The sequence below is a fragment of the Cytobacillus oceanisediminis 2691 genome (assembly GCF_000294775.2).
Lineage (GTDB): Bacteria > Bacillota > Bacilli > Bacillales > Cytobacillaceae > Cytobacillus > Cytobacillus pseudoceanisediminis.
In genome coordinates this window covers 470827-490490 of record NZ_CP015506.1, presented here as the reverse complement: position 1 = coordinate 490490, position 19664 = coordinate 470827, and the positions used below count along the sequence as shown (strand labels likewise).

General features: G+C 42.2%; 17 protein-coding genes and 1 rRNA gene. 7 read left to right on the top strand and 11 right to left on the bottom strand.

Going from position 1 to position 19664, the window contains the following annotated elements:
• Window positions 1-231: 231 nt before the first annotated feature.
• Both A361_RS02480 and A361_RS02475 read right to left on the bottom strand, forming a co-directional pair.
• Window positions 232-1781, bottom strand: a 16S ribosomal RNA gene (locus A361_RS02480).
• A 340-nt stretch (window positions 1782-2121) separates the two neighbouring features.
• Window positions 2122-3060, bottom strand: a complete 939-nt coding sequence (locus A361_RS02475) for an alpha/beta hydrolase (RefSeq protein ID WP_009335861.1) — start codon at window positions 3058-3060, stop codon at window positions 2122-2124.
• A gap of 127 nt (window positions 3061-3187) precedes the next feature.
• On the opposite strand from A361_RS02475, the gene A361_RS02470 reads away from it, so the two are divergent.
• Window positions 3188-3511, top strand: a complete 324-nt coding sequence (locus A361_RS02470) for a hypothetical protein (protein WP_009335862.1) — start codon at window positions 3188-3190, stop codon at window positions 3509-3511.
• A 52-nt stretch (window positions 3512-3563) separates the two neighbouring features.
• Here A361_RS02470 and A361_RS02465 read toward each other — a convergent pair whose 3' ends face one another.
• Window positions 3564-3893: a winged helix-turn-helix transcriptional regulator gene (locus A361_RS02465; protein WP_009335863.1), complete on the bottom strand. Its 330-nt coding sequence runs from the start codon at window positions 3891-3893 to the stop codon at window positions 3564-3566.
• A 288-nt stretch (window positions 3894-4181) separates the two neighbouring features.
• On the opposite strand from A361_RS02465, the gene A361_RS02460 reads away from it, so the two are divergent.
• The gene (locus A361_RS02460) at window positions 4182-5390 is read left to right on the top strand and encodes an MFS transporter (protein ID WP_019380062.1); all 1209 of its coding nucleotides are present in this window, start codon (window positions 4182-4184) and stop codon (window positions 5388-5390) included.
• Between the two features lie 16 nt (window positions 5391-5406).
• Window positions 5407-6240 (top strand): aldo/keto reductase, encoded by an 834-nt coding sequence (locus A361_RS02455; RefSeq protein WP_019380063.1) that lies wholly within the window; start codon window positions 5407-5409, stop codon window positions 6238-6240.
• A gap of 46 nt (window positions 6241-6286) precedes the next feature.
• On the opposite strand, the gene A361_RS02450 is transcribed toward A361_RS02455, so the two are convergent.
• The 4 genes from A361_RS02450 to A361_RS02435 all read right to left on the bottom strand — a co-directional run bounded on the left by A361_RS02450 (window position 6287) and on the right by A361_RS02435 (window position 9508).
• On the bottom strand, window positions 6287-7918 hold the full coding sequence (locus A361_RS02450; RefSeq protein ID WP_009335866.1) for an ATP-binding protein: 1632 nt from the start codon (window positions 7916-7918) through the stop codon (window positions 6287-6289).
• A gap of 139 nt (window positions 7919-8057) precedes the next feature.
• Window positions 8058-8399: a zinc ribbon domain-containing protein YjdM gene (locus tag A361_RS02445; protein ID WP_009335867.1), complete on the bottom strand. Its 342-nt coding sequence runs from the start codon at window positions 8397-8399 to the stop codon at window positions 8058-8060.
• The gene (locus A361_RS02440; RefSeq protein WP_009335868.1) at window positions 8392-9174 is read right to left on the bottom strand and encodes a hypothetical protein; all 783 of its coding nucleotides are present in this window, start codon (window positions 9172-9174) and stop codon (window positions 8392-8394) included. The genes A361_RS02445 and A361_RS02440 overlap by 8 nt, the downstream gene beginning before the upstream one ends.
• Window positions 9155-9508 carry a PadR family transcriptional regulator gene (locus tag A361_RS02435; RefSeq protein WP_009335869.1) on the bottom strand — a complete coding sequence of 118 codons (354 nt, stop codon included), beginning with the start codon at window positions 9506-9508 and terminating at the stop codon, window positions 9155-9157. Before A361_RS02435 ends, A361_RS02440 begins: the two co-directional genes overlap by 20 nt.
• 606 nt (window positions 9509-10114) lie before the next feature.
• Here A361_RS02435 and ahpC point away from each other — a divergent pair.
• Window positions 10115-10678 carry an alkyl hydroperoxide reductase subunit C gene (gene ahpC / locus A361_RS02430; RefSeq protein ID WP_009335870.1) on the top strand — a complete coding sequence of 188 codons (564 nt, stop codon included), beginning with the start codon at window positions 10115-10117 and terminating at the stop codon, window positions 10676-10678.
• A 14-nt stretch (window positions 10679-10692) separates the two neighbouring features.
• The gene (ahpF, locus tag A361_RS02425; protein ID WP_019380064.1) at window positions 10693-12222 is read left to right on the top strand and encodes an alkyl hydroperoxide reductase subunit F; all 1530 of its coding nucleotides are present in this window, start codon (window positions 10693-10695) and stop codon (window positions 12220-12222) included.
• Between the two features lie 532 nt (window positions 12223-12754).
• Here ahpF and A361_RS02420 read toward each other — a convergent pair.
• The 4 genes from A361_RS02420 to A361_RS02405 form a co-directional block, all read right to left on the bottom strand.
• Complete coding sequence (locus tag A361_RS02420) at window positions 12755-14113, bottom strand: 6-phospho-alpha-glucosidase (protein ID WP_019380066.1); 1359 nt, start codon at window positions 14111-14113, stop codon at window positions 12755-12757.
• Complete coding sequence (locus tag A361_RS02415) at window positions 14100-15671, bottom strand: PTS transporter subunit EIIC (protein WP_019380067.1); 1572 nt, start codon at window positions 15669-15671, stop codon at window positions 14100-14102. Before A361_RS02415 ends, A361_RS02420 begins: the two co-directional genes overlap by 14 nt.
• Before the next feature lie 132 nt (window positions 15672-15803).
• Complete coding sequence (locus A361_RS02410; protein ID WP_236887963.1) at window positions 15804-16628, bottom strand: MurR/RpiR family transcriptional regulator; 825 nt, start codon at window positions 16626-16628, stop codon at window positions 15804-15806.
• Window positions 16629-16766: 138 nt separating this feature from the next.
• Window positions 16767-17384, bottom strand: a complete 618-nt coding sequence (locus tag A361_RS02405) for a DUF3298 and DUF4163 domain-containing protein (protein ID WP_019380069.1) — start codon at window positions 17382-17384, stop codon at window positions 16767-16769.
• A 125-nt stretch (window positions 17385-17509) separates the two neighbouring features.
• Here A361_RS02405 and A361_RS02400 point away from each other — a divergent pair, with 125 nt between their 5' ends.
• Both A361_RS02400 and A361_RS02395 read left to right on the top strand, forming a co-directional pair.
• The gene (locus tag A361_RS02400; protein ID WP_019380070.1) at window positions 17510-19243 is read left to right on the top strand and encodes an ABC transporter ATP-binding protein; all 1734 of its coding nucleotides are present in this window, start codon (window positions 17510-17512) and stop codon (window positions 19241-19243) included.
• A gap of 180 nt (window positions 19244-19423) precedes the next feature.
• Window positions 19424-19642: a hypothetical protein gene (locus A361_RS02395; RefSeq protein WP_009335878.1), complete on the top strand. Its 219-nt coding sequence runs from the start codon at window positions 19424-19426 to the stop codon at window positions 19640-19642.
• Window positions 19643-19664 lie beyond the last annotated feature (22 nt).

Below are 19664 nucleotides of genomic sequence, written 5' to 3'. Positions count from 1 at the left end.
ACGCTCCGGTGCTCACTCGGTCGCTTCCTTGATCTCCTTGCCGCTCATCGTCCTCATGGTTTGTGCTCTTACTTATTTTCAAAATAAGAGAAAAAAACTAAGATGGCGATCACTCGGTTATTGCTTCTTCATTAACATTATCTAGTTTTCAAAGAACGATATCTTGAGAGATTAGTTCCCTCAAAACTAAACAAAAACAGAAAGCGTCACGTTTCATGTAAATATCCTTAGAAAGGAGGTGATCCAGCCGCACCTTCCGATACGGCTACCTTGTTACGACTTCACCCCAATCATCTGTCCCACCTTAGGCGGCTGGCTCCAAAAGGTTACCCCACCGACTTCGGGTGTTACAAACTCTCGTGGTGTGACGGGCGGTGTGTACAAGGCCCGGGAACGTATTCACCGCGGCATGCTGATCCGCGATTACTAGCGATTCCGGCTTCATGCAGGCGAGTTGCAGCCTGCAATCCGAACTGAGAATGGTTTTATGGGATTCGCTTAACCTCGCGGTCTCGCAGCCCTTTGTACCATCCATTGTAGCACGTGTGTAGCCCAGGTCATAAGGGGCATGATGATTTGACGTCATCCCCACCTTCCTCCGGTTTGTCACCGGCAGTCACCTTAGAGTGCCCAACTGAATGCTGGCAACTAAGATCAAGGGTTGCGCTCGTTGCGGGACTTAACCCAACATCTCACGACACGAGCTGACGACAACCATGCACCACCTGTCATCCTGTCCCCCGAAGGGGAACGCCCTATCTCTAGGGTTGTCAGGAGATGTCAAGACCTGGTAAGGTTCTTCGCGTTGCTTCGAATTAAACCACATGCTCCACCGCTTGTGCGGGCCCCCGTCAATTCCTTTGAGTTTCAGCCTTGCGGCCGTACTCCCCAGGCGGAGTGCTTAATGCGTTTGCTGCAGCACTAAAGGGCGGAAACCCTCTAACACTTAGCACTCATCGTTTACGGCGTGGACTACCAGGGTATCTAATCCTGTTTGCTCCCCACGCTTTCGCGCCTCAGCGTCAGTTACAGACCAAAGAGTCGCCTTCGCCACTGGTGTTCCTCCACATCTCTACGCATTTCACCGCTACACGTGGAATTCCACTCTTCTCTTCTGCACTCAAGTTCCCCAGTTTCCAATGACCCTCCCCGGTTGAGCCGGGGGCTTTCACATCAGACTTAAGGAACCGCCTGCGCGCGCTTTACGCCCAATAATTCCGGACAACGCTTGCCACCTACGTATTACCGCGGCTGCTGGCACGTAGTTAGCCGTGGCTTTCTGGTTAGGTACCGTCAAGGCACCGGCAGTTACTCCGGTACTTGTTCTTCCCTAACAACAGAGTTTTACGATCCGAAAACCTTCATCACTCACGCGGCGTTGCTCCGTCAGACTTTCGTCCATTGCGGAAGATTCCCTACTGCTGCCTCCCGTAGGAGTCTGGGCCGTGTCTCAGTCCCAGTGTGGCCGATCACCCTCTCAGGTCGGCTACGCATCGTTGCCTTGGTGAGCCGTTACCTCACCAACTAGCTAATGCGCCGCGGGCCCATCTGTAAGTGATAGCCGAAACCATCTTTCAGCTTTCCCTCATGTGAGGGAAAGAATTATCCGGTATTAGCCCCGGTTTCCCGGAGTTATCCCAGTCTTACAGGCAGGTTGCCCACGTGTTACTCACCCGTCCGCCGCTGACTTCAGGGAGCAAGCTCCCATCTGTCCGCTCGACTTGCATGTATTAGGCACGCCGCCAGCGTTCGTCCTGAGCCAGGATCAAACTCTCCATATAAGAGTTGATTAAGCTCATAAGTTGTCTTTTCAAAAAAGACTAAAGAATTAACGTTGACGTTTCTGTTTTGTTTAGTTTTCAAAGAACTAATGTGCTAACTTCTTTCGAAGTGACAACGAAATTAATCTTACCATCTTCACTTTAAGAAGTCAACAATCTTTTTTATTTTTTCTGTTTGATGTTCAAACAGTTTAAAAGCTTATATTTGCCGCCGATTTGTGAATACCTCTAAGCGACAAAAACTATCTTACAATAATATAGACGCCGAAGTCAATACTTTATAAAAAAATTTGCATGAACAATAAATTTCTCTACACTGCGCACATGCAGCTTCTCTTCTTTATAGAATATAGCTTTTAGCCCAATTTTCAATTATGTTCAGCATTTCAGCGCTCAATGGCTTTGAAAGACTCCCTTTATAAATTGACTTCAGCTTAACTATGGAAGCTTCTTCTTCCTGGTCCCTAAGGAGATGGTTCATCTTCGGCACATTATAGCTCTCAGCCCGGCCATTCACTTTTTCAGCAAAAAGATGCACATGATCAGGATTTACTTGAACATCTTTCTTCCCGGTAATTGCAAGAACTGGACATGTAATCGCGGCCAAATCTTCTTTTATATTATATTGAAAATGCTCTCGTGCCCATTTTGCATTAATCTTTGTAAATCCTTTTTTCATCACCGTCTTCTCCGATCCCATCAATTCATCGAAAACCTTCTTTTGTTTGGAGACAGCAGTTTTATGAACGTTTAAAGCACGAAGAAGAACACCATTAACTCCCTTCATCTCATTAACTTCCTCTTCCAGCAGTCTTGCTTGTAATTCAGAAGCCTTTCTGACATTATCCGCGTTACCGGCAAGCAGGATTATTCCCGCAGCATCTGCCTGCCTATTAATAGGAGGAATTAAGGAGCATCCTTCGCTATGACCCAGCAGGAAGATTCTTTCAGGATTGATTTCCGGCAACTCTCGTGCCGCCTTCACGGCGGCTATCCCATCATTAACTAAATCCCACATTCCTGTTTCATAAAAATCACCGCCGCTTATTCCTGCTCCCCGCTTATCATATCTGAGAACTGCCACCCCAATGGAAGCAAAAAACTCAGCAAGCAACTTATAAGCATTCATCTGCATAACCTTTGCATTGCCATCCCGGTCAACTGGACCTGAGCCATGAAATATAACAACAAGAGGAAATTTCCCTTCTGACTTCTTCGGAAGGCTCACTGTTCCCTTGAGGTTTACATCTGTTTTAAAATCAATCTCACGTTCTTTCATTATCAGCACCCCTATGCAGCGACTTTACATATAAGACGCTTACTAATATATAGCGTTCAGTTTTTTATTAAATTTTTTAAGGCAATACTAATTGCAAATCTTATTTGCAATAGAAAGGGGTGAATTCATGCCAAAGAAAGCAGCTGCAGAAGGCAGAGATGATGAGAGCAAAAAAGATACTGCAGAATCATCAAGTGCAAATGAAAAAAGTGAAAATGAGGTCAGCAAGCTGAATCGAATGTTAGCTGCTGTATTGAATTATCTGTCGGATGATGAGGTGGAAGAAATCGATATCGAGTATTTGCTTGCAAATACGGAAGGCCTTCGGGAATGGTGGGACCAATACAGGGAAACTAATAAGAAACAAATCGAGGAAGAAATAAAGAAATCACTTGGCTCATTATCGCTTGAGGAGCTTGAGAGCATCCGCGAACAAATAAAGAGTAAATAGCTCCGCCACATAAAAAAGACTCGTTTGCCTTAAGCATACGAGTCCTTGTTTTTTATTGTTCTACAAGCTCTCCGCCTGTTAATTCAATATGTCCTTCCCCCCAATTGCACATTGCATCCAGGATTGGGCGAAGTGACCATCCATAATCTGTTAATGAATAGACAACCTTAGGAGGAACTTGATCAAAAACAGCACGGTTTACAACGCCATCCGCTTCAAGTTCGCGCAGCTGCTGAGTCAGCATTTTTTGTGTAATCCCAGGCATAAGCCGCTTAAGCTCGCTAGTACGCTTTTCACCTTTAATTAAATGACACATGATTACAACTTTCCACTTCCCGCCAATCACATCTAATGTAGCTTCTACCGGAATATTGTAAGCCAACTTCCTTCCCCCTCTGTTTGGTAGGCACTAAAAAGTACCTACATTACTTTAAAGTGCGTACTATTCATTTCGAATCATGCCATCCATAATAGCATAGGGAAGCATAAAACAAAATGGTGAAATTGACCATAGGTTACTTTTTAGTACCTGCATTACTTTAAAGTACGTACTGTTCACCATGTTTGGCATGCTCCATAATATCTTTCATCAAGACTGTATGGCCAAGGCGCCTGGCTATAATGTCTTTGCTCCATCCCATACTTTAAATATAAGGAGGATTCATTGCCAATGAGTTCTATTGCTATAAATGCACAAAAAGAAAAAGGCGGCACTCCTGCCCTGCTTGCACTCGCAATCAGTGCATTCGGAATTGGCACCACAGAGTTTGTGCCTGTTGGGCTGCTGTCGACCATTTCAGGTGATTTAGGAATTTCCATTACATTAGCAGGTTTATTGATTTCGGGCTATGCCATGGGAGTTGCCATTGGAGCACCTGTACTAACTGCTTTGACAAGTAAAATGAACAGAAAGTTTCTTCTCATGTCATTAATGGTTTTGTTTATCATCGGAAATTCTGTCGCAGCCCTGTCTACCTCTTTTTCCCTTTTGCTGGCTGCACGTTTCATTACAGCATTTTCACACGGAATCTTTTTCTCAATAGGCTCGACCATAGCCGCTGATTTAGTTCCAGAGAACAAACGCGCCAGTGCGATAGCCTTTATGTTCACTGGTTTGACTGTTGCAACCGTGACAGGTGTACCGCTCGGAACGTTTATCGGGCAGACATTTGGCTGGAGAGCCACATTTTTGGGAGTTGCACTGCTTGGGGTAATTGGAATTATCGCCAGTGCCATACTTGTTCCCAAAAACCTTAAGCAAGCACCAGCTTCTAAGTTTAGTGAACAGCTGAAAATTCTAAGCAGCGGAAAACTGCTTTTAGCTTTTAGCATTACCGCATTGGGATACGGCGGAACATTCGTTGCTTTTACCTACCTGACTCCGCTTCTCGAAGATGTAACAGGGTTTAGCCCAAAATGGGTCAGTATCATTCTGCTCGCTTACGGAGTGGCCGTGGCAATAGGCAATGTTCTTGGCGGAAAAGCTTCAGACAGGGATCCATTAAAAGCATTGTTTTGGATGTTCGCTCTGCAAGCCTTTATTCTTGTCCTGCTTACCTTTGCAGCACCTTTTAAAATTCTTGGTCTTGCTGCTATTTTCCTAATGGGCTTATTTGCTTTCATGAATGTGCCCGGCCTTCAAATTCTCGTGGTGAACCTGGCAGAGAAATATGTTCCTTCTGCTGTCAATGTTGCTTCTGCATTAAATATCGCTGCCTTTAACATCGGAATTGCTATCGGCTCATTTGCAGGCGGACTGATCGTCGACTCGATTGGCTTAATTCACACACCGTGGATAGGCGGAGTAATGGTGCTTGGGGCCGTATTTCTGACGGGATGGCTAAAAAAACTTGAGAAACAAAACAAACAAACTAACTAATTAAGGAGTGTCTTATATGAATAATCTATCTTTATCAAGTACTGCAGCACTTGCAAACGGAGTTAAAATGCCCATGGTTGGCCTTGGCGTATTTAAAGTAGAAAAGGAAGAAGAACTAATAACCGCTGTAAAAGCGGCAATTGAAATTGGATATAGAAGCATCGACACAGCATCCATCTATGGCAACGAGGAATGGGTGGGAGAAGCCATCCGCCAGTCTGGCATTAATAGAGAGGAACTCTTTATCACTTCAAAAGTCTGGAATTCCGACCAGGGCTATGAAGCAACACTTAAGGCGTTTAACACCTCATTGGAGAAAATGGGACTTGAATATCTTGACCTTTATTTGATCCATTGGCCTGTTGAGGGGAAATACACAGAAACTTGGAGAGCATTGGAAGACTTATATAAAGAAGGTAAAATCAAAACGATTGGCGTCAGCAACTTTCAGATCCGCCATTTAGAAAATCTATTGAAAACAGCTGAGATCAAACCAATGATTAATCAAATTGAATTGCACCCTAAATTTGCTCAAACTGAACTCCGCGCCTTTGCCGCCAAACATGATATGCACATTGAAGCGTGGGCTCCACTAATGCAGGGCGGATTATTTGAAAATGAGATCCTTAAGGAACTGGCTGAAAAACATGGAAAATCCATTGCACAAATTGTCCTAAGGTGGCACCTGCAAAACAGCATTATTGTCATCCCTAAGTCAACAAAGCCTCATCGCATCAAAGAAAATGCAGATTTATTCGATTTTGAACTATCTCAGCAGGACATGGAATTGATTGATTCTTTAGATGAACATTTACGCGTTGGACCAGATCCTGACAACTTTGATTTCTAAATAAAAGAGGCGAGGAGCAGCAGACTCCTCGTCTTTTCTTATTTGTTTAACGAATTTTCTGCCTTAAAAGCGGCAATGTAATCTCTATTAAAGTACCTTCACCAATCTTGCTTTTATATACGATGCTGCCATGATGCTGCTTAATGATTTTATGGCAAATCATAAGTCCCAGACCAGTCCCTTTTTCTTTTAGTGTATAAAAAGGTTCTCCCAGTCTCGGCAGAAATTCGTCAGGTATTCCGCATCCCTGATCCTGAAAGGAGACAATACATTCCCCTTCATTATTATCCTTGAGGGAAATCTCAATATCCCCTCCTTTTTCCATAGCCTCCATGGCGTTTTTTAAGATATTCAAAAAAACCTGCTTGATTTGATTTTTTTCACATGATATCAAAAAGTCACCATCTGCAAAATTCAGCTTGAACTGGATACCGTTCATATTTGCCTGGGGGGATAATAACTCGACTGTATTCTCTATAATATCCGTTAACTTAGCCGTGTCCATTTGAATGGCCTGCGGTTTTCCAAGCGAAAGCATTTCAGTGGTGATATTTTCAATGCGCTCCAGTTCGCTAAGCAGCAATGCATTAATTTGGCTATTGCCGCTCTTATAAAGCTGCAGAAACCCTTTGATGGTTGTAAGCGGGTTTCTGATTTCATGGGCAACCCCGGCTGCAAGCTCCCCGACAATCGATAGTTTCTCAGACTGCAAAAGAAATTCCTCTGCTTTTTTTCGCTCAGAAATATCTCTGCTAATCATGACAACATGCTCGATAACACCATTTTCACCCTCAACCGGCATACACCGTGACTCAAATTCAATCCAATGGCCTCCTCTGTGTTTTAGGCGGAACTCCATTGCCATACGCTCATTATTTTCGAATATCCTTTGCATGCCTGCCTGAAAATACTCCGCTTCATCTGGATGAATAACAAAATCAACTTCCATATTTTGCAATTCTGCTACTTCATATCCTAATACAAGCTCATGAGACGGAGATAAATAACTTAAACTGCGATCCCTGTCCATAACTGCGATTAGGTCTGATGTATTTTCAGCGATTAGCCGGTATTTAGATTCACTTTCTTCCAGCGTCTTTTCCATCCGCTTTTTTTCTGTGATGATTCGAATCAATCGTTCATAGGATTCAATCAGCAAACTCCCAACAATGACACCAAGCCCCACAAACAGAATATATTGCAGGTGAAAAATCGGGCTGTCCCTAAAAACATTAAAAATTATCGGTACCGTTATAATATAAATGGCACAATACACACCATATAATATGGCCGTTTTTCTAACTGCCTTATGTTGGCGGCAATATTTATGTATGACTGTAAAAGCAATCAAAATAAGCAATAACCCTATTATGGCAGGCAGCCAATTCTCACTGATTGCAAGCCTTGTGACAAGAGCAATAATTGCGGTAATAATCCCTGCCCCTGGCCCTAAATAGGAAAATACCAAAATCAGAATGGCATAACGAATATCATAGGAATAACCCTGCTCGTTAAAAGATAACCCCACAAGAATGACAGAAATAATTCCTGCATAAATGCCGCCCAAAAGATGCAGGTCCTTGAGCGGTTTATGACTGATAAACGAGCGGAGAATTAAAGGCACACTGACCAATAATGAAAAAATAGAGAGATTGACAATGTAGTCTAATAGTATCAAGGAGGCTCCCACCTATTTTGAGAAATTCTTAATATTCTTTCTTTATCATAAACCAGAGATGGTGACCTTTCCACTACTATTTTAGTACCCCCAAAAGGATATTTTAAAAGGCCAATCCTGAAAGGATAGGCCTTTTTCGTTACACTTTCTTCACAAACTCCGACTTAAGCTTCATGGCGCCAAAGCCATCGATCTTACATTCAATATCATGATCCCCATCCACGATGCGAATGTTTTTAACCTTGGTTCCAATCTTAATAACAGAAGAAGTGCCTTTCACTTTAAGATCTTTAATGACTGATACCGTATCTCCATCAGTAAGTACATTTCCATTAGAATCCTTAATCAACTTTTCGTCCTCGAAACTATTGATTTCGGATTCAGCTGTCCACTCATGTGCACATACCGGACATACAAAGAGCATCCCGTCCTCGTACGTATACTCTGAACTGCATTTCGGGCAATTAGGCAAGCTAGACATTTCGTTTTCCTCCATTGTTCAGCATTTTTTTCCTTTTAGCCATGAATACGAATATCATGACAGCCGCTATAATAATGAATGCTATAACAGTATATAAGATATATGTTGAATCTTCATTCACGTCCTGAGGAATAAACCGATTGGCAATGGATCCCGCAGACAAAAAAACGGGTAATATAATCGTAAACCATGTTTTTGTATAAATAGCAGATACGATAAATATGACCGCACAAATTGCCACAATAACATTATTCTGATAGGGTGTTGCAGTAAAAATCGGTTCAAATCCCTGTTTCTGATTCCATAGTAAAATTAAGACCATTGAGCCTGTAACAGCCATGCTGGTTACTAAAAGAAGAACCGCTCCCCACTTGGAATGAAGAAATTTAGGAAGCACTCTGAAAATCAGAAGACCATAAGCTCCGACTGCAATTACTCCTGTGATAACAGCGATCCAAAGTGTACCTTTGGATAATGAGAATTTCCCTTCAATTGCAGGACCAATACTGATATAAGCACCCAGCAAAAGGACCATCAGCGGCACCAGCCCCGCAATCTGACGGTAATCGGTACTCATTGATTCCCCGATGCTTTTCATATATTGCTTTGGGCTATCCCCGATAATATGAGACACATCTTTCCCATCGGCTTCAGCTTCCATTAAATGCACTTCAAGCTCTTCTGTTATTTCATTTATTTCATCATCGTTTTTTCCTTTTGACATCAGGTAAAAACGAAGCTCTGACAAAAACTGTTCAGACTCCTTTGAGACCATTCTTCATATCCCCCTTTTTATTTAATACATTGTCAACAGATGAACTTACCTGTTCCCAGCGCCCGATAAATAACTCCAGCTCCTGCTCGCCTTTTTCAGTTAATGTGTAATATTTTCGTTTAGGTCCAGCTGTTGACTTTCGCAAAGTAGCACTGATCAGTCCTTCTTTTTGCATACGCAGAAGCAGCGGATAAATAGTGCCTTCGCTCAATGAGTGAAATCCATATGACTCCAATTTCGCCGCCAATTCATACCCATAAATCTCCCCTTCTTTAATTATGGCTAATAAACAACCGTCCAGAATTCCTTTTAACATTTGCGTGGTATCTGACATTGACCTTACTCCCTCCACTACCTTGTATTACAAGATAATAACCTGCAGCTAACTACCTTGCAATACAAGATATACTCTTACTATACCTCTCACTATATTGTAATGCAAGGTATTCTTGTAAAAACCAGGTAATTTTTTACTCTAATCAATCAAACGTTTGATTGAACTATTTTTACTGCCATATCGATTGTTTTTACCCAAAGAGGGAATAATAAGTGAATGTGGACCAGCACCTGACCATCGGCCGCCGTTTTTAACACATTCTCAATTATAAACTTAAATCTCATATTAGTTGAGATTGATTGAGGCAAAAAAAGGGTATTCAAAATAAGGAAGAGTTATACTGTTATTAAGGAGCTTAAGGCTGCTTTAAAAGTTCCATGCCGTACTGATTTCACCCTAAAAAAAGCGCAATTAAACATCGGAGTCTTATCTTGCCACTTAAAGTTTTCGCCCTTCAGCCGAAAAGGAGCAAATTTTCACAGCTTATCCCTTGACAAAAAATATATCGTATATGATAATTATTACCGAATTAGAATTATTATTAAATAGTTCGCTATTTAATTAATAATCATATCACTCAACCATTTAAGGAGGAATTTTATCATGGCATTAATCGGTTCAGAAGTACTACCATTTGCAGCAAAAGCTTACCATAACGGTGATTTCATCGATGTTACTGAAGAAAACTTCAAAGGAAAGTGGAGCGTAGTATGCTTCTACCCAGCAGACTTCACATTCGTATGTCCTACTGAATTAGAAGATCTTCAAAATGAATATGCAACTTTAAAAGATATGGGAGCAGAAGTTTATTCTGTATCAACTGATACTCACTTCACTCATAAAGCATGGCACGATAACTCAGAAACAATCAACAAGATTGAATACGTTATGATTGGTGACCCTAACCAAAGAATTTCCCGCAACTTCGAAGTTCTGAACGAAGAAGATGGATTGGCTGAACGCGGAACATTCATCATCGATCCAGATGGCATCATCCAAACTGTTGAAATCAACGCTGGCGGAATTGGCCGTGATGCAAGCCAGGTTGTAAGCAAGCTTAAAGCAGCTCAATATGTACGCAACAACCCAGGTGAAGTTTGCCCGGCTAAGTGGAAAGAAGGATCTGAAACACTTAAGCCAAGCCTTGATCTAGTAGGTAAAATCTAAGGAGCACGATAATCATGTTACTTGATGCAGATATAAAAGCACAATTAGCTCAATATCTTCAGATGATGGAGGGCGACATCCTTCTAAAAGTCAGCGCTGGATCAGATAAAGTATCCAGCGACATGCTGGCTTTAGTAGATGAGCTAGCCAATATGTCCTCCCGCATTAAAGTTGAGCGCACTGAATTACAAAGGACGCCAAGCTTTAGTGTAAATCGTCCAGGTGAAGATACTGGCATTACCTTTGCCGGCATTCCTCTTGGACATGAATTTACTTCCTTAGTGCTTGCTCTGCTTCAAGTTAGCGGTAGGGCACCTAAGGTTGACCAGAAAGTCATCGACCAGGTGAAGAAGATTGAGGGCGAATATCGTTTTGAAACTTATGTCAGCTTAAGCTGCCACAACTGCCCTGATGTAGTACAGGCTCTTAACGTCATGAGTGTTCTTAACCCTAATATTTCACACACAATGATCGATGGTGCTGCTTACAAAGAAGAAGTAGATGCTAAAGAAATCATGGCAGTGCCGACAGTTCTTCTAAATGGCGAATCATTCGGCAGCGGCCGTATGTCCCTTGAAGAAATTCTGGCGAAAATGGGAACAGGCCCTGACGCATCAGAGTTTGCAGATAAGGATCCTTATGATGTGCTTGTCATTGGCGGCGGCCCTGCGGGATCAAGCGCGGCAATCTATGCTGCACGCAAAGGCATCCGCACCGGCATCGTTGCTGAACGCTTTGGCGGCCAGGTAATGGATACTTTAGGCATCGAAAACTTTATTAGTGTGAAGCATACAGAAGGCCCTAAACTTGTTGCAAGCCTTGAGGAACATGTGAAAGATTATGGCATCGATGTCATGAATCTGCAGCGTGCAAAGAGACTTGAAAAGAAGGACCTTGTTGAAATTGAACTTGAAAATGGTGCTGTACTGAAAAGTAAATCAGTCATCCTTTCAACTGGTGCACGCTGGAGAAATGTCAACGTGCCAGGTGAAGCAGAGTTCAAAAACAAAGGGGTTGCTTACTGCCCTCACTGTGATGGCCCATTATTTGAAGGCAAAGACGTAGCTGTTATCGGCGGAGGCAACTCCGGTGTTGAAGCAGCCATTGACCTTGCAGGGATTGTTAACCATGTAACGGTTATCGAATTCAATCCTGAATTGAAAGCAGATGCCGTTCTGCAGGAACGTCTGAACAGCCTTCCAAACGTAACGGTTGTCACAAATGCTCAGACAACTGAAATTACCGGAACTGATAAAGTAAACGGTATTTCATACATGGATCGTGAGACAGAAAAACAACACCATGTTGAACTGCAAGGTGTATTCGTCCAAATCGGCCTGGTTCCTAACACAGATTGGTTAGGCGACCAGATCGAGCGTACTCGCTTCGGCGAAATCGTCGTGGACAAGCACGGTGCCACAAACATCCCTGGTGTATTTGCTGCAGGAGACTGTACAGACAGTGCCTACAAGCAAATCATCATCTCCATGGGATCTGGTGCAACGGCAGCTTTGGGTGCGTTTGACTATCTGATCCGTAATTAATTTTTAACCTAAAACCGCTTACTGCCTTTGGCAGGAAGCGGTTTTTTATTGAGCACCATGGAATTTGGTTCAGACTCATTCTTTCTTAGTTCCCCTTCCCCTGTCCGAATGAGCACTGAGTTCGGACTCACCAACTCGGTTTTCTTCTTCTCCTGTCCGAATAAGCACTGTGTTCGGACTCACCAACTCGGTTTCCTTCTTTTCCTGTCCAAATAAGCACTGAGTTCGGACTCACCAACTCGGTTTTCTTCTTCTCCTGTCCGAATGAGCACTGTGTTCGGACTCACTAGCACGGTTTTCTTCTTCTCCTGTCCGAATGAGCACTATGTTCGGACTCACTAGCTCGGTTTTCTTCTTCCCCTATCCGAATAAGCACTGAGTTCGGACTCACCAACTCGGTTTTCTTCTTCTCCTGTCCGAATGAACAACACTAAGTTGAAAAGCACCGCCTATAACAACTTCCACCTTTTCAATCAAATGTTTGATTGAAATAGAAAAAGAGCACAGACATAGCCTGTGCCCTTCCATTCTATCAGTGTACCAATGAGCCTTCTTTATATTTCTTCTCAAGTGTTGACCAATACTCCTTGTTGGCTTCAATCAGATCATCTAAAACCTTTTTAGCAACAATGGCAGATGGAATTGTCTTGTTAAGCGTGAATGCCTGTAATGCTTTTTCATAAGACCCCTCTGTTATGGCTTCCACCAAAATTTTTTCGGATGCCAATTGCTGTTCAATCATGGCTTTGTGGAAATATGGAATTTCCCCGACATACTCAGGAACAGGTCCTTTATTGGTAATAAGTGCAGGCACTTCGATCATGGCATCTGCCGGCAGGTTAGGAATTGTTCCATTGTTTTCTACCATTACAAGATATCGTTTTGCCAGATTCTGTGCAATGGATACAGTAACATCTACAATAAAAATTCCGTGTACACCCACATGAAACGCATCATCCAAGATGCCAGTCTCTTCAAATTTTCTAATTGTTTCAAACAAAGACTTTTCTCTTCCTTCCATAACCTCATTGGCACGGGTATGCTCTTTATTTGAATTCTCCACAATATAATCCGGCAACAGGTAATACTGCAGGTATGGATTAGGAATATAATCCGGGAAGAAATCCATGATCGGCTTAATATTTTTAAATGTCTTAATCCAGGAAGAATCAGCATGGCGATAATCAATTTTAGAGATGTCCTCTGTCAGCAGTCCCCATTTGCTGATATGCTCACGAAGCTCCGGAAGGCGGTCTTCTCCGTCCACTTCTACTTTGGTGAACCAGCCAAAGTGATTTAATCCAAAGTAATCTACCACAAGGTCTTCTCTCTCCACTCCAAGGATGCCCGCCATGTTGCGCATCGTTGCTACAGGCATATCGCAGATGTTAATAACCTTTGCATTAGGGCGCAGCTTCCGCACACCTTCTGCTACGATTGAAGCAGGATTTGAATAGTTGACAATCCAGCACGATTCCTTCGCATATTTTTCTACATCATCAATAAGTTCTACCATAGGGAAAATCGTTCTTAAACCATACGCCAATCCGCCAGGCCCGCACGTTTCCTGACCTACTACATTATGTGACAGAGGTATTTTCTCATCAAGCTCCCTCATCGCATATTTGCCGACACGCATTTGCGCAAATACAAAGTCTGCATCTTCAAATGCTGTTTCCGGATCAGTTGTCTCGGTTATTTTAATAGAATCTGTATATTCTGCAATAACCGCTTTAGCAGCGACTGCTACTTTCGATTGGCGCTCTCCATCAATATCGTAAAATCTAATCTCGGATAATGGCAAATCTTCTAATCTATCCATTAAGCTTCTCACAATTCCTGGTGTATACGTGCTTCCGCCGCCCGCAATCGCTAATTTATACATTTTCATAATTTAGTCCTCCCAGTTTTTGATCAACTTGATCTCGAACAGACTTTACGTTCAGACCATATACAACTTGAACATTGTTGCCTGACTTGATGACTCCTTTTGATCCAGTTTCTTTTAACAGCTGTTCATCTACTGCATTTGGATCCTTTAAAACAAGTCTTAATCTTGTATAACAATTATCTACATTTTCAATATTTCCGCTTCCGCCAAGTGCAGTTACAATCGTTTCACCTAGAGGAGACCCTGCTGCTGCATTCCCTTTTGTCTGAACTTCTGCTGGCTGGACAGTTTCCTCTGTACCTTCTTCACGGCCAGGTGTTTTCAGGTTTAATTTCAGGATCAGGAATCTGAAGATGATAAAATAGGCAGCAAACATAATCAGACCTACGACAATGAACATAGGCCAATTGGACTTTTCTGTACCAAGCGGCAAATTATAAAGCAGGAAATCAATAACGCCATTCGCGCCGATTGCATGAACACCAAAGACATTTAAGAGCATCATTCCTGTACCAGCCAGAACTGCATGGATAAAAAACAGGATTGGAGCAGTAAATAGGAACGCGAATTCAATTGGCTCCGTTACCCCAAGCAGGAATGAAGTGACGGCTGCCGGCAGGAGAATCGCTTTTGCCATCGCTTTTTTATTTTTATCAGCCGTAACGTACATAGCTAAAGCTGCACCAATTAATCCGAACATCTTTGCCAGGCCGCGTGCATCCCAGTTTACTGTGCTGCTTAATACAGCCACACTTGGGTCAGCCATTTCAGCAAAATAAATATTTCTTGCCCCATGGACAACTTCTCCTGCAACAGTTGTCGTTCCGCCCAGTTCTGTATATAAGAACGGTGTATAAACAAGGTGATGTAGTCCTGTCGGAATCAGGATTCTTTCCAGGAAGCCATAGATAAGGAAACCAAAGTCCCCTAAGCTTCGGATACCATTAGCCAGCGCTGTAATTCCATTTTGAACAATCGGCCAAAACTCGGCTGCAAGCGCCCCTAGAACCATTGCACTTGGTATTGCTAAAATAGCTACAAAACGATGACCTGAATAGATGGAAAAAACACCTTTGAATTCTGTATCGCAATATTTATTATGAAGAACACCAACTAAAGCTCCGATTAAAATACCTGCGAACACACCCATCTCTAAAACTTGAACATTCAATACCATTGCCTGTCCGGAAATTTGCATCTCCTCTGCAGGAACTAAACGCTCTGAAAGATTCAGGACCTGATGCATCGCATTAATAAAAATGACAAAGGTTACTAGACCTGTTAATGCTGCATAACCTTTATCTTTCTTTGCTAACCCGATCGGAATGCCGACCGCAAAGATCAATGCGAGATTCTGAAGTATCGAAACTGCCGAAGAAGAGATAAACTTTCCGATATTTTGTATTATCGGATTTTCAAGAAGCGGGACGTACTGTGCCAGGTTCCCGTTTCCAAACACATTGCCAAACGCAATGAAAAGACCAATGATCGGCAATATTAAAATCGGGGCAAACAAGGATTTTCCAAATAGCTGGAGACCATTCACCACTTGTTTCATAGATGTCTTCCTTTCTAAATAAAAGTAAACGCTATCATTTCACATCCACAGTATAGCTTGGATTATTAGCGGAAGGAATGGGAATGAAGGAATCTGTACAATGTCACTAAATAAAGTAACATGTTACAGGGCTTAATACTCTTTGATAATCCCCTTTTTAATCGCTAAAATCAGGATAATATCAATGAACATAAACATATTAGACTCAAACGATGTGATCTCAAATTCACGCTGGGATTCAATTGTCGGATCGAGAATAGTAAACACAATATCGGCCAATTTCGCTGTCGTGCTTTTATCATTTCCTGTGAACAGGACGGTCTTTAACCCCTTTTCCTTAGCAATTTGGACTTTTTCAATTACCTTGCTTGTCTCTCCAGATCGCGAAAAGACAATCATCAGCCGATACTTCTGGATATTATTAAAGAAAATCGCCCTGCTGTCACTAGTCGATGTATTTGAAACATAATACCCGAAAAGCTCCAATTTCTTAGCAAGATAATTGGAGAACAGCGTAGAAAAGCCTGCTCCATAAAAATAAATCATCTTATGCTTTTCAATTTCATTTAAAAATTCCTGGATGCTTTCCTCATCTATGTAATCAAATGTAGTTCTGATATTTTTTATAAATTCATTGATGCTCGCTTCCAATGGACGATGGATCTCTTCTACTGATTCAGCATCTGAACTATGCACCTTCTTCACTTTCAGACCAAGATTATATACAAACTCACTGTATCCGCTAAACCCCAGCTTTTTACACAAACGAATGATGGATGTAGTTGAAACAAACAGCTCATCCGCTGCTTTCCGTATACTTAAATGCTGGTCATCTATCTTGCTTTTAATTAAAAAAGAAAGAATCTCTTTCTCTGACTGATTCAAGTCTTTATCAATTGTATAATCTAAATATATCTTCTCTGCATTATCCATTGATTCATCCTCTTTACATCTCATTTTTCTTATTATGACCGGCTGGTTCTATTTGCATTGCTTCTATTATTAATATCCTACTATTATATAGGCGACATCAAAAGAATTTACCTTTCTACAGCAAAAAAGGAATGCCGCATTAAAGCAGCTTTCCTTTTAACTTTAATTCACCGCCATCCTCCCCAGTGGCCCATTTTCATCAATAATATCCTGCAGTGCATAAACGGAAATCGGAAACATCGGGAATCCATAAGCATAAGGCGTTATTTCATACAGCTGGAAATAGATGATCAGTGCTTTATCCGCTATATAAAAGTCCTGATCTGGCCTGATTGCTTTAAAGTCTACTAAGAGCGGTATATCACGCTCCTTGATTTGCACCTTAATCAGCTCGGATATTCTTTTTACATAGTCACTTCCCGGCTTGAATAAATCCTTAAGCTCCACCTGCCTTCTCTTCTGAAGGTCAAATGTCAGCGATTTTATAACTGTCATTCCATGGGCAGCATGATAGTGATATACATAATTGTTCAAGGACAAACTCAGTACATCACGCTGATTATTTTTAATCTCATAGTATCCATACAAATCAACCACGGTTGTATCCATATTGCCTGTCTGCTCGTTAATGATCTGCTGGTTTTGTCGGACAATTGTACTGTTAATAAATTGCTGCAGCTGCTTATTTTGCATTCCTGTCACACGGGGATAATAAACCACTTTAGTCGGCCCGCTGCTTATTGTCACCGTTTTGATGCCTACTGGAAAGTTGATTGTCACGGCTATCCATCCTTTTTGGGTTTTTAACATCCTATTCATCGGATAGGCGTTAAGGTGCATAACAGGTAATGGAAGTTTCAATGGTATATAATGATATCGATATATAAGAGACAGGAGCACACAAAATGGATAAAAAGCAAACCAGCCTAAAACCATTCATTTCACTCATACTATCGACAAAAATACCAAAGACTGCCCTCATCATTGGTTTAACAGCCAGCATTTTAACAACCTTGACTGGCCTTCTCGTACCGCTGCTGACCAAAAATCTGGTGGACGGTTTTTCTGTTGAATCTTTAAGCGTTCCGCTCATGATCGGAATTGGTGCAGCCTTTATCGTCCAGGCCATCATCAGCGGGATCTCCATCTACCTGCTCAGCTATGTCGGCCAAAAAGTGGTGGCGCGGCTTCGGGACCGGATGTGGATGAAGCTCATACGGCTGCCGGTCAGTTATTTTGACAAGCAATCCAGCGGCCAGACTGTCAGCCGTGTAGTTAATGATACCAGCATTGTCAGGGAGCTGATTACCAATCACTTTCCGCAATTTATTACCGGTATTATCAGTATTATCGGTGCAATTATTATCCTGCTTGTGATGGACTGGAAAATGACACTGCTGATGCTTACTTCTGTTCCTATTACACTGGCAATTATGATTCCACTTGGCCGAAAGATGGCCAAAATATCCCGTGGCCTTCAAGATGAAACTGCTATCTTTACCGGAAACATTACCCAAACACTCGGTGAAATCCGCTTAATGAAGTCTTCTACTGCAGAGCAAAATGAAGAAGAAAAGGGATTGGATGGGATCGACAAACTGCTTGGCTACGGCTTGCGGGAAGCCCGCATTTTTGCGATGATTGGTCCCACTATGTACCTGATCATGATGGTTGTTATTGTCATGATCATCGCCTATGGAGGCATGCGGGTGGCTAGCGGAACGATGTCAACGGGTTCTCTTGTAGCCTTTTTGCTGTATTTGTTCCAGATTATTATGCCAATTACCTCATTTGCGATGTTTTTTACTCAGCTGCAAAAAGCAATAGGCGCAACAGAACGGATCATTGATATTTTAGAGGAGCCTTTGGAAGACGGACAAGACGGCATCGAAATGGATATCAGCAGCAAGCCGATTACAATCAACAATGTCTCCTTCTCCTATAGCGCAGAAGAGAGTGTTCTGGAAAATATCTCTCTTGAAGCCCAGCCAGGTCAGATGATTGCACTGGCGGGTCCAAGCGGAAGCGGAAAAACAACCCTGTTTGGTTTGCTTGAACGATTTTACGAACCAGCTGCTGGTGAAATCAAAATTGGCGATACACCCATCCAGCAGATATCCCTTAAATCCTGGCGCAGCCAGATCGGCTATGTTTCACAGGAAAGCGCCATGATGGCAGGTACAATCCGTGAAAATTTATGCTATGGACTCGAAGATTCCAAAAGCATTGCGGATGAGAAGTTATGGGAAGTGGCGAAAATGGCATACGCCGATCAATTCATTGCCGACTTTCCGAAGGGGCTTGATACAGAAGTTGGTGAGCGGGGTGTGAAGCTATCCGGGGGACAAAGGCAGCGTATTGCTATAGCACGGGCTTTCCTGCGCGACCCTAAAATATTGATGATGGACGAAGCCACTGCCAGTCTGGACAGCCAATCTGAAGGTATCGTCCAGCAGGCCCTTACCCGCTTAATGGAAGGCCGGACAACTTTCGTCATCGCACACCGCCTTTCCACAATTGTCGACGCAGACCAAATTATTTTCATCGAAAAAGGCCAGGTCACAGGCATTGGCACACATTCCGAATTGACACAATCACATGATCTTTACCGTGAATTTGCCGAGCAGCAGCTTGCATAAGAAGTGGCCAGTCTATCAAAGACTGGCCATTTTACTGCAGATTTTGATTCCAGACCCCTCTTAAAACCGAAAACCTGTGATAAAATGTGACAAATTATCCATATAAACAAGAAGGTGAATTCCTTATAATGGAATTAAGATCTCAGTTAGTCATGCCAATCCAAAAGGAGGCTGAAGACTATGTCAATAGATCACACACTTAACATGCTTGAAACATTGAAATATTATTGTGACTCTGAAATCACTCAGACCTTTTCAAATGACAAGCAGCAGGTTTTATCTGTATGTTATTTGAAAAACAATCATTCTTTTGAAATTACCTACACAGAAACTAATATAAAGAAAAATTTCCGCCACATAGAATCAGCAGCAGAAGCAATCGAAAAAGCTTTAAGGTGATTAAGACATCCTTAAAGCTTTT

What these genes read in the sequence shown, in the direction of transcription:
- A361_RS02475 (WP_009335861.1), bottom strand. Translation starts at nt 3,060, where the DNA reads ATGAAAGAACGTGAGATTGATTTTAAAACAGATGTAAACCTCAAGGGA.
- A361_RS02470 (WP_009335862.1), top strand. Translation starts at nt 3,188, where the DNA reads ATGCCAAAGAAAGCAGCTGCAGAAGGCAGAGATGATGAGAGCAAAAAA.
- A361_RS02460 (WP_019380062.1), top strand. Translation starts at nt 4,182, where the DNA reads ATGAGTTCTATTGCTATAAATGCACAAAAAGAAAAAGGCGGCACTCCT.
- A361_RS02455 (WP_019380063.1), top strand. Translation starts at nt 5,407, where the DNA reads ATGAATAATCTATCTTTATCAAGTACTGCAGCACTTGCAAACGGAGTT.
- A361_RS02445 (WP_009335867.1), bottom strand. Translation starts at nt 8,399, where the DNA reads ATGTCTAGCTTGCCTAATTGCCCGAAATGCAGTTCAGAGTATACGTAC.
- A361_RS02440 (WP_009335868.1), bottom strand. Translation starts at nt 9,174, where the DNA reads ATGGTCTCAAAGGAGTCTGAACAGTTTTTGTCAGAGCTTCGTTTTTAC.
- A361_RS02435 (WP_009335869.1), bottom strand. Translation starts at nt 9,508, where the DNA reads ATGTCAGATACCACGCAAATGTTAAAAGGAATTCTGGACGGTTGTTTA.
- ahpC (WP_009335870.1), top strand. Translation starts at nt 10,115, where the DNA reads ATGGCATTAATCGGTTCAGAAGTACTACCATTTGCAGCAAAAGCTTAC.
- ahpF (WP_019380064.1), top strand. Translation starts at nt 10,693, where the DNA reads ATGTTACTTGATGCAGATATAAAAGCACAATTAGCTCAATATCTTCAG.
- A361_RS02420 (WP_019380066.1), bottom strand. Translation starts at nt 14,113, where the DNA reads ATGAAAATGTATAAATTAGCGATTGCGGGCGGCGGAAGCACGTATACA.
- A361_RS02415 (WP_019380067.1), bottom strand. Translation starts at nt 15,671, where the DNA reads ATGAAACAAGTGGTGAATGGTCTCCAGCTATTTGGAAAATCCTTGTTT.
- A361_RS02410 (WP_236887963.1), bottom strand. Translation starts at nt 16,628, where the DNA reads ATGAGATGTAAAGAGGATGAATCAATGGATAATGCAGAGAAGATATAT.
- A361_RS02400 (WP_019380070.1), top strand. Translation starts at nt 17,510, where the DNA reads ATGGATAAAAAGCAAACCAGCCTAAAACCATTCATTTCACTCATACTA.
- A361_RS02395 (WP_009335878.1), top strand. Translation starts at nt 19,424, where the DNA reads ATGTCAATAGATCACACACTTAACATGCTTGAAACATTGAAATATTAT.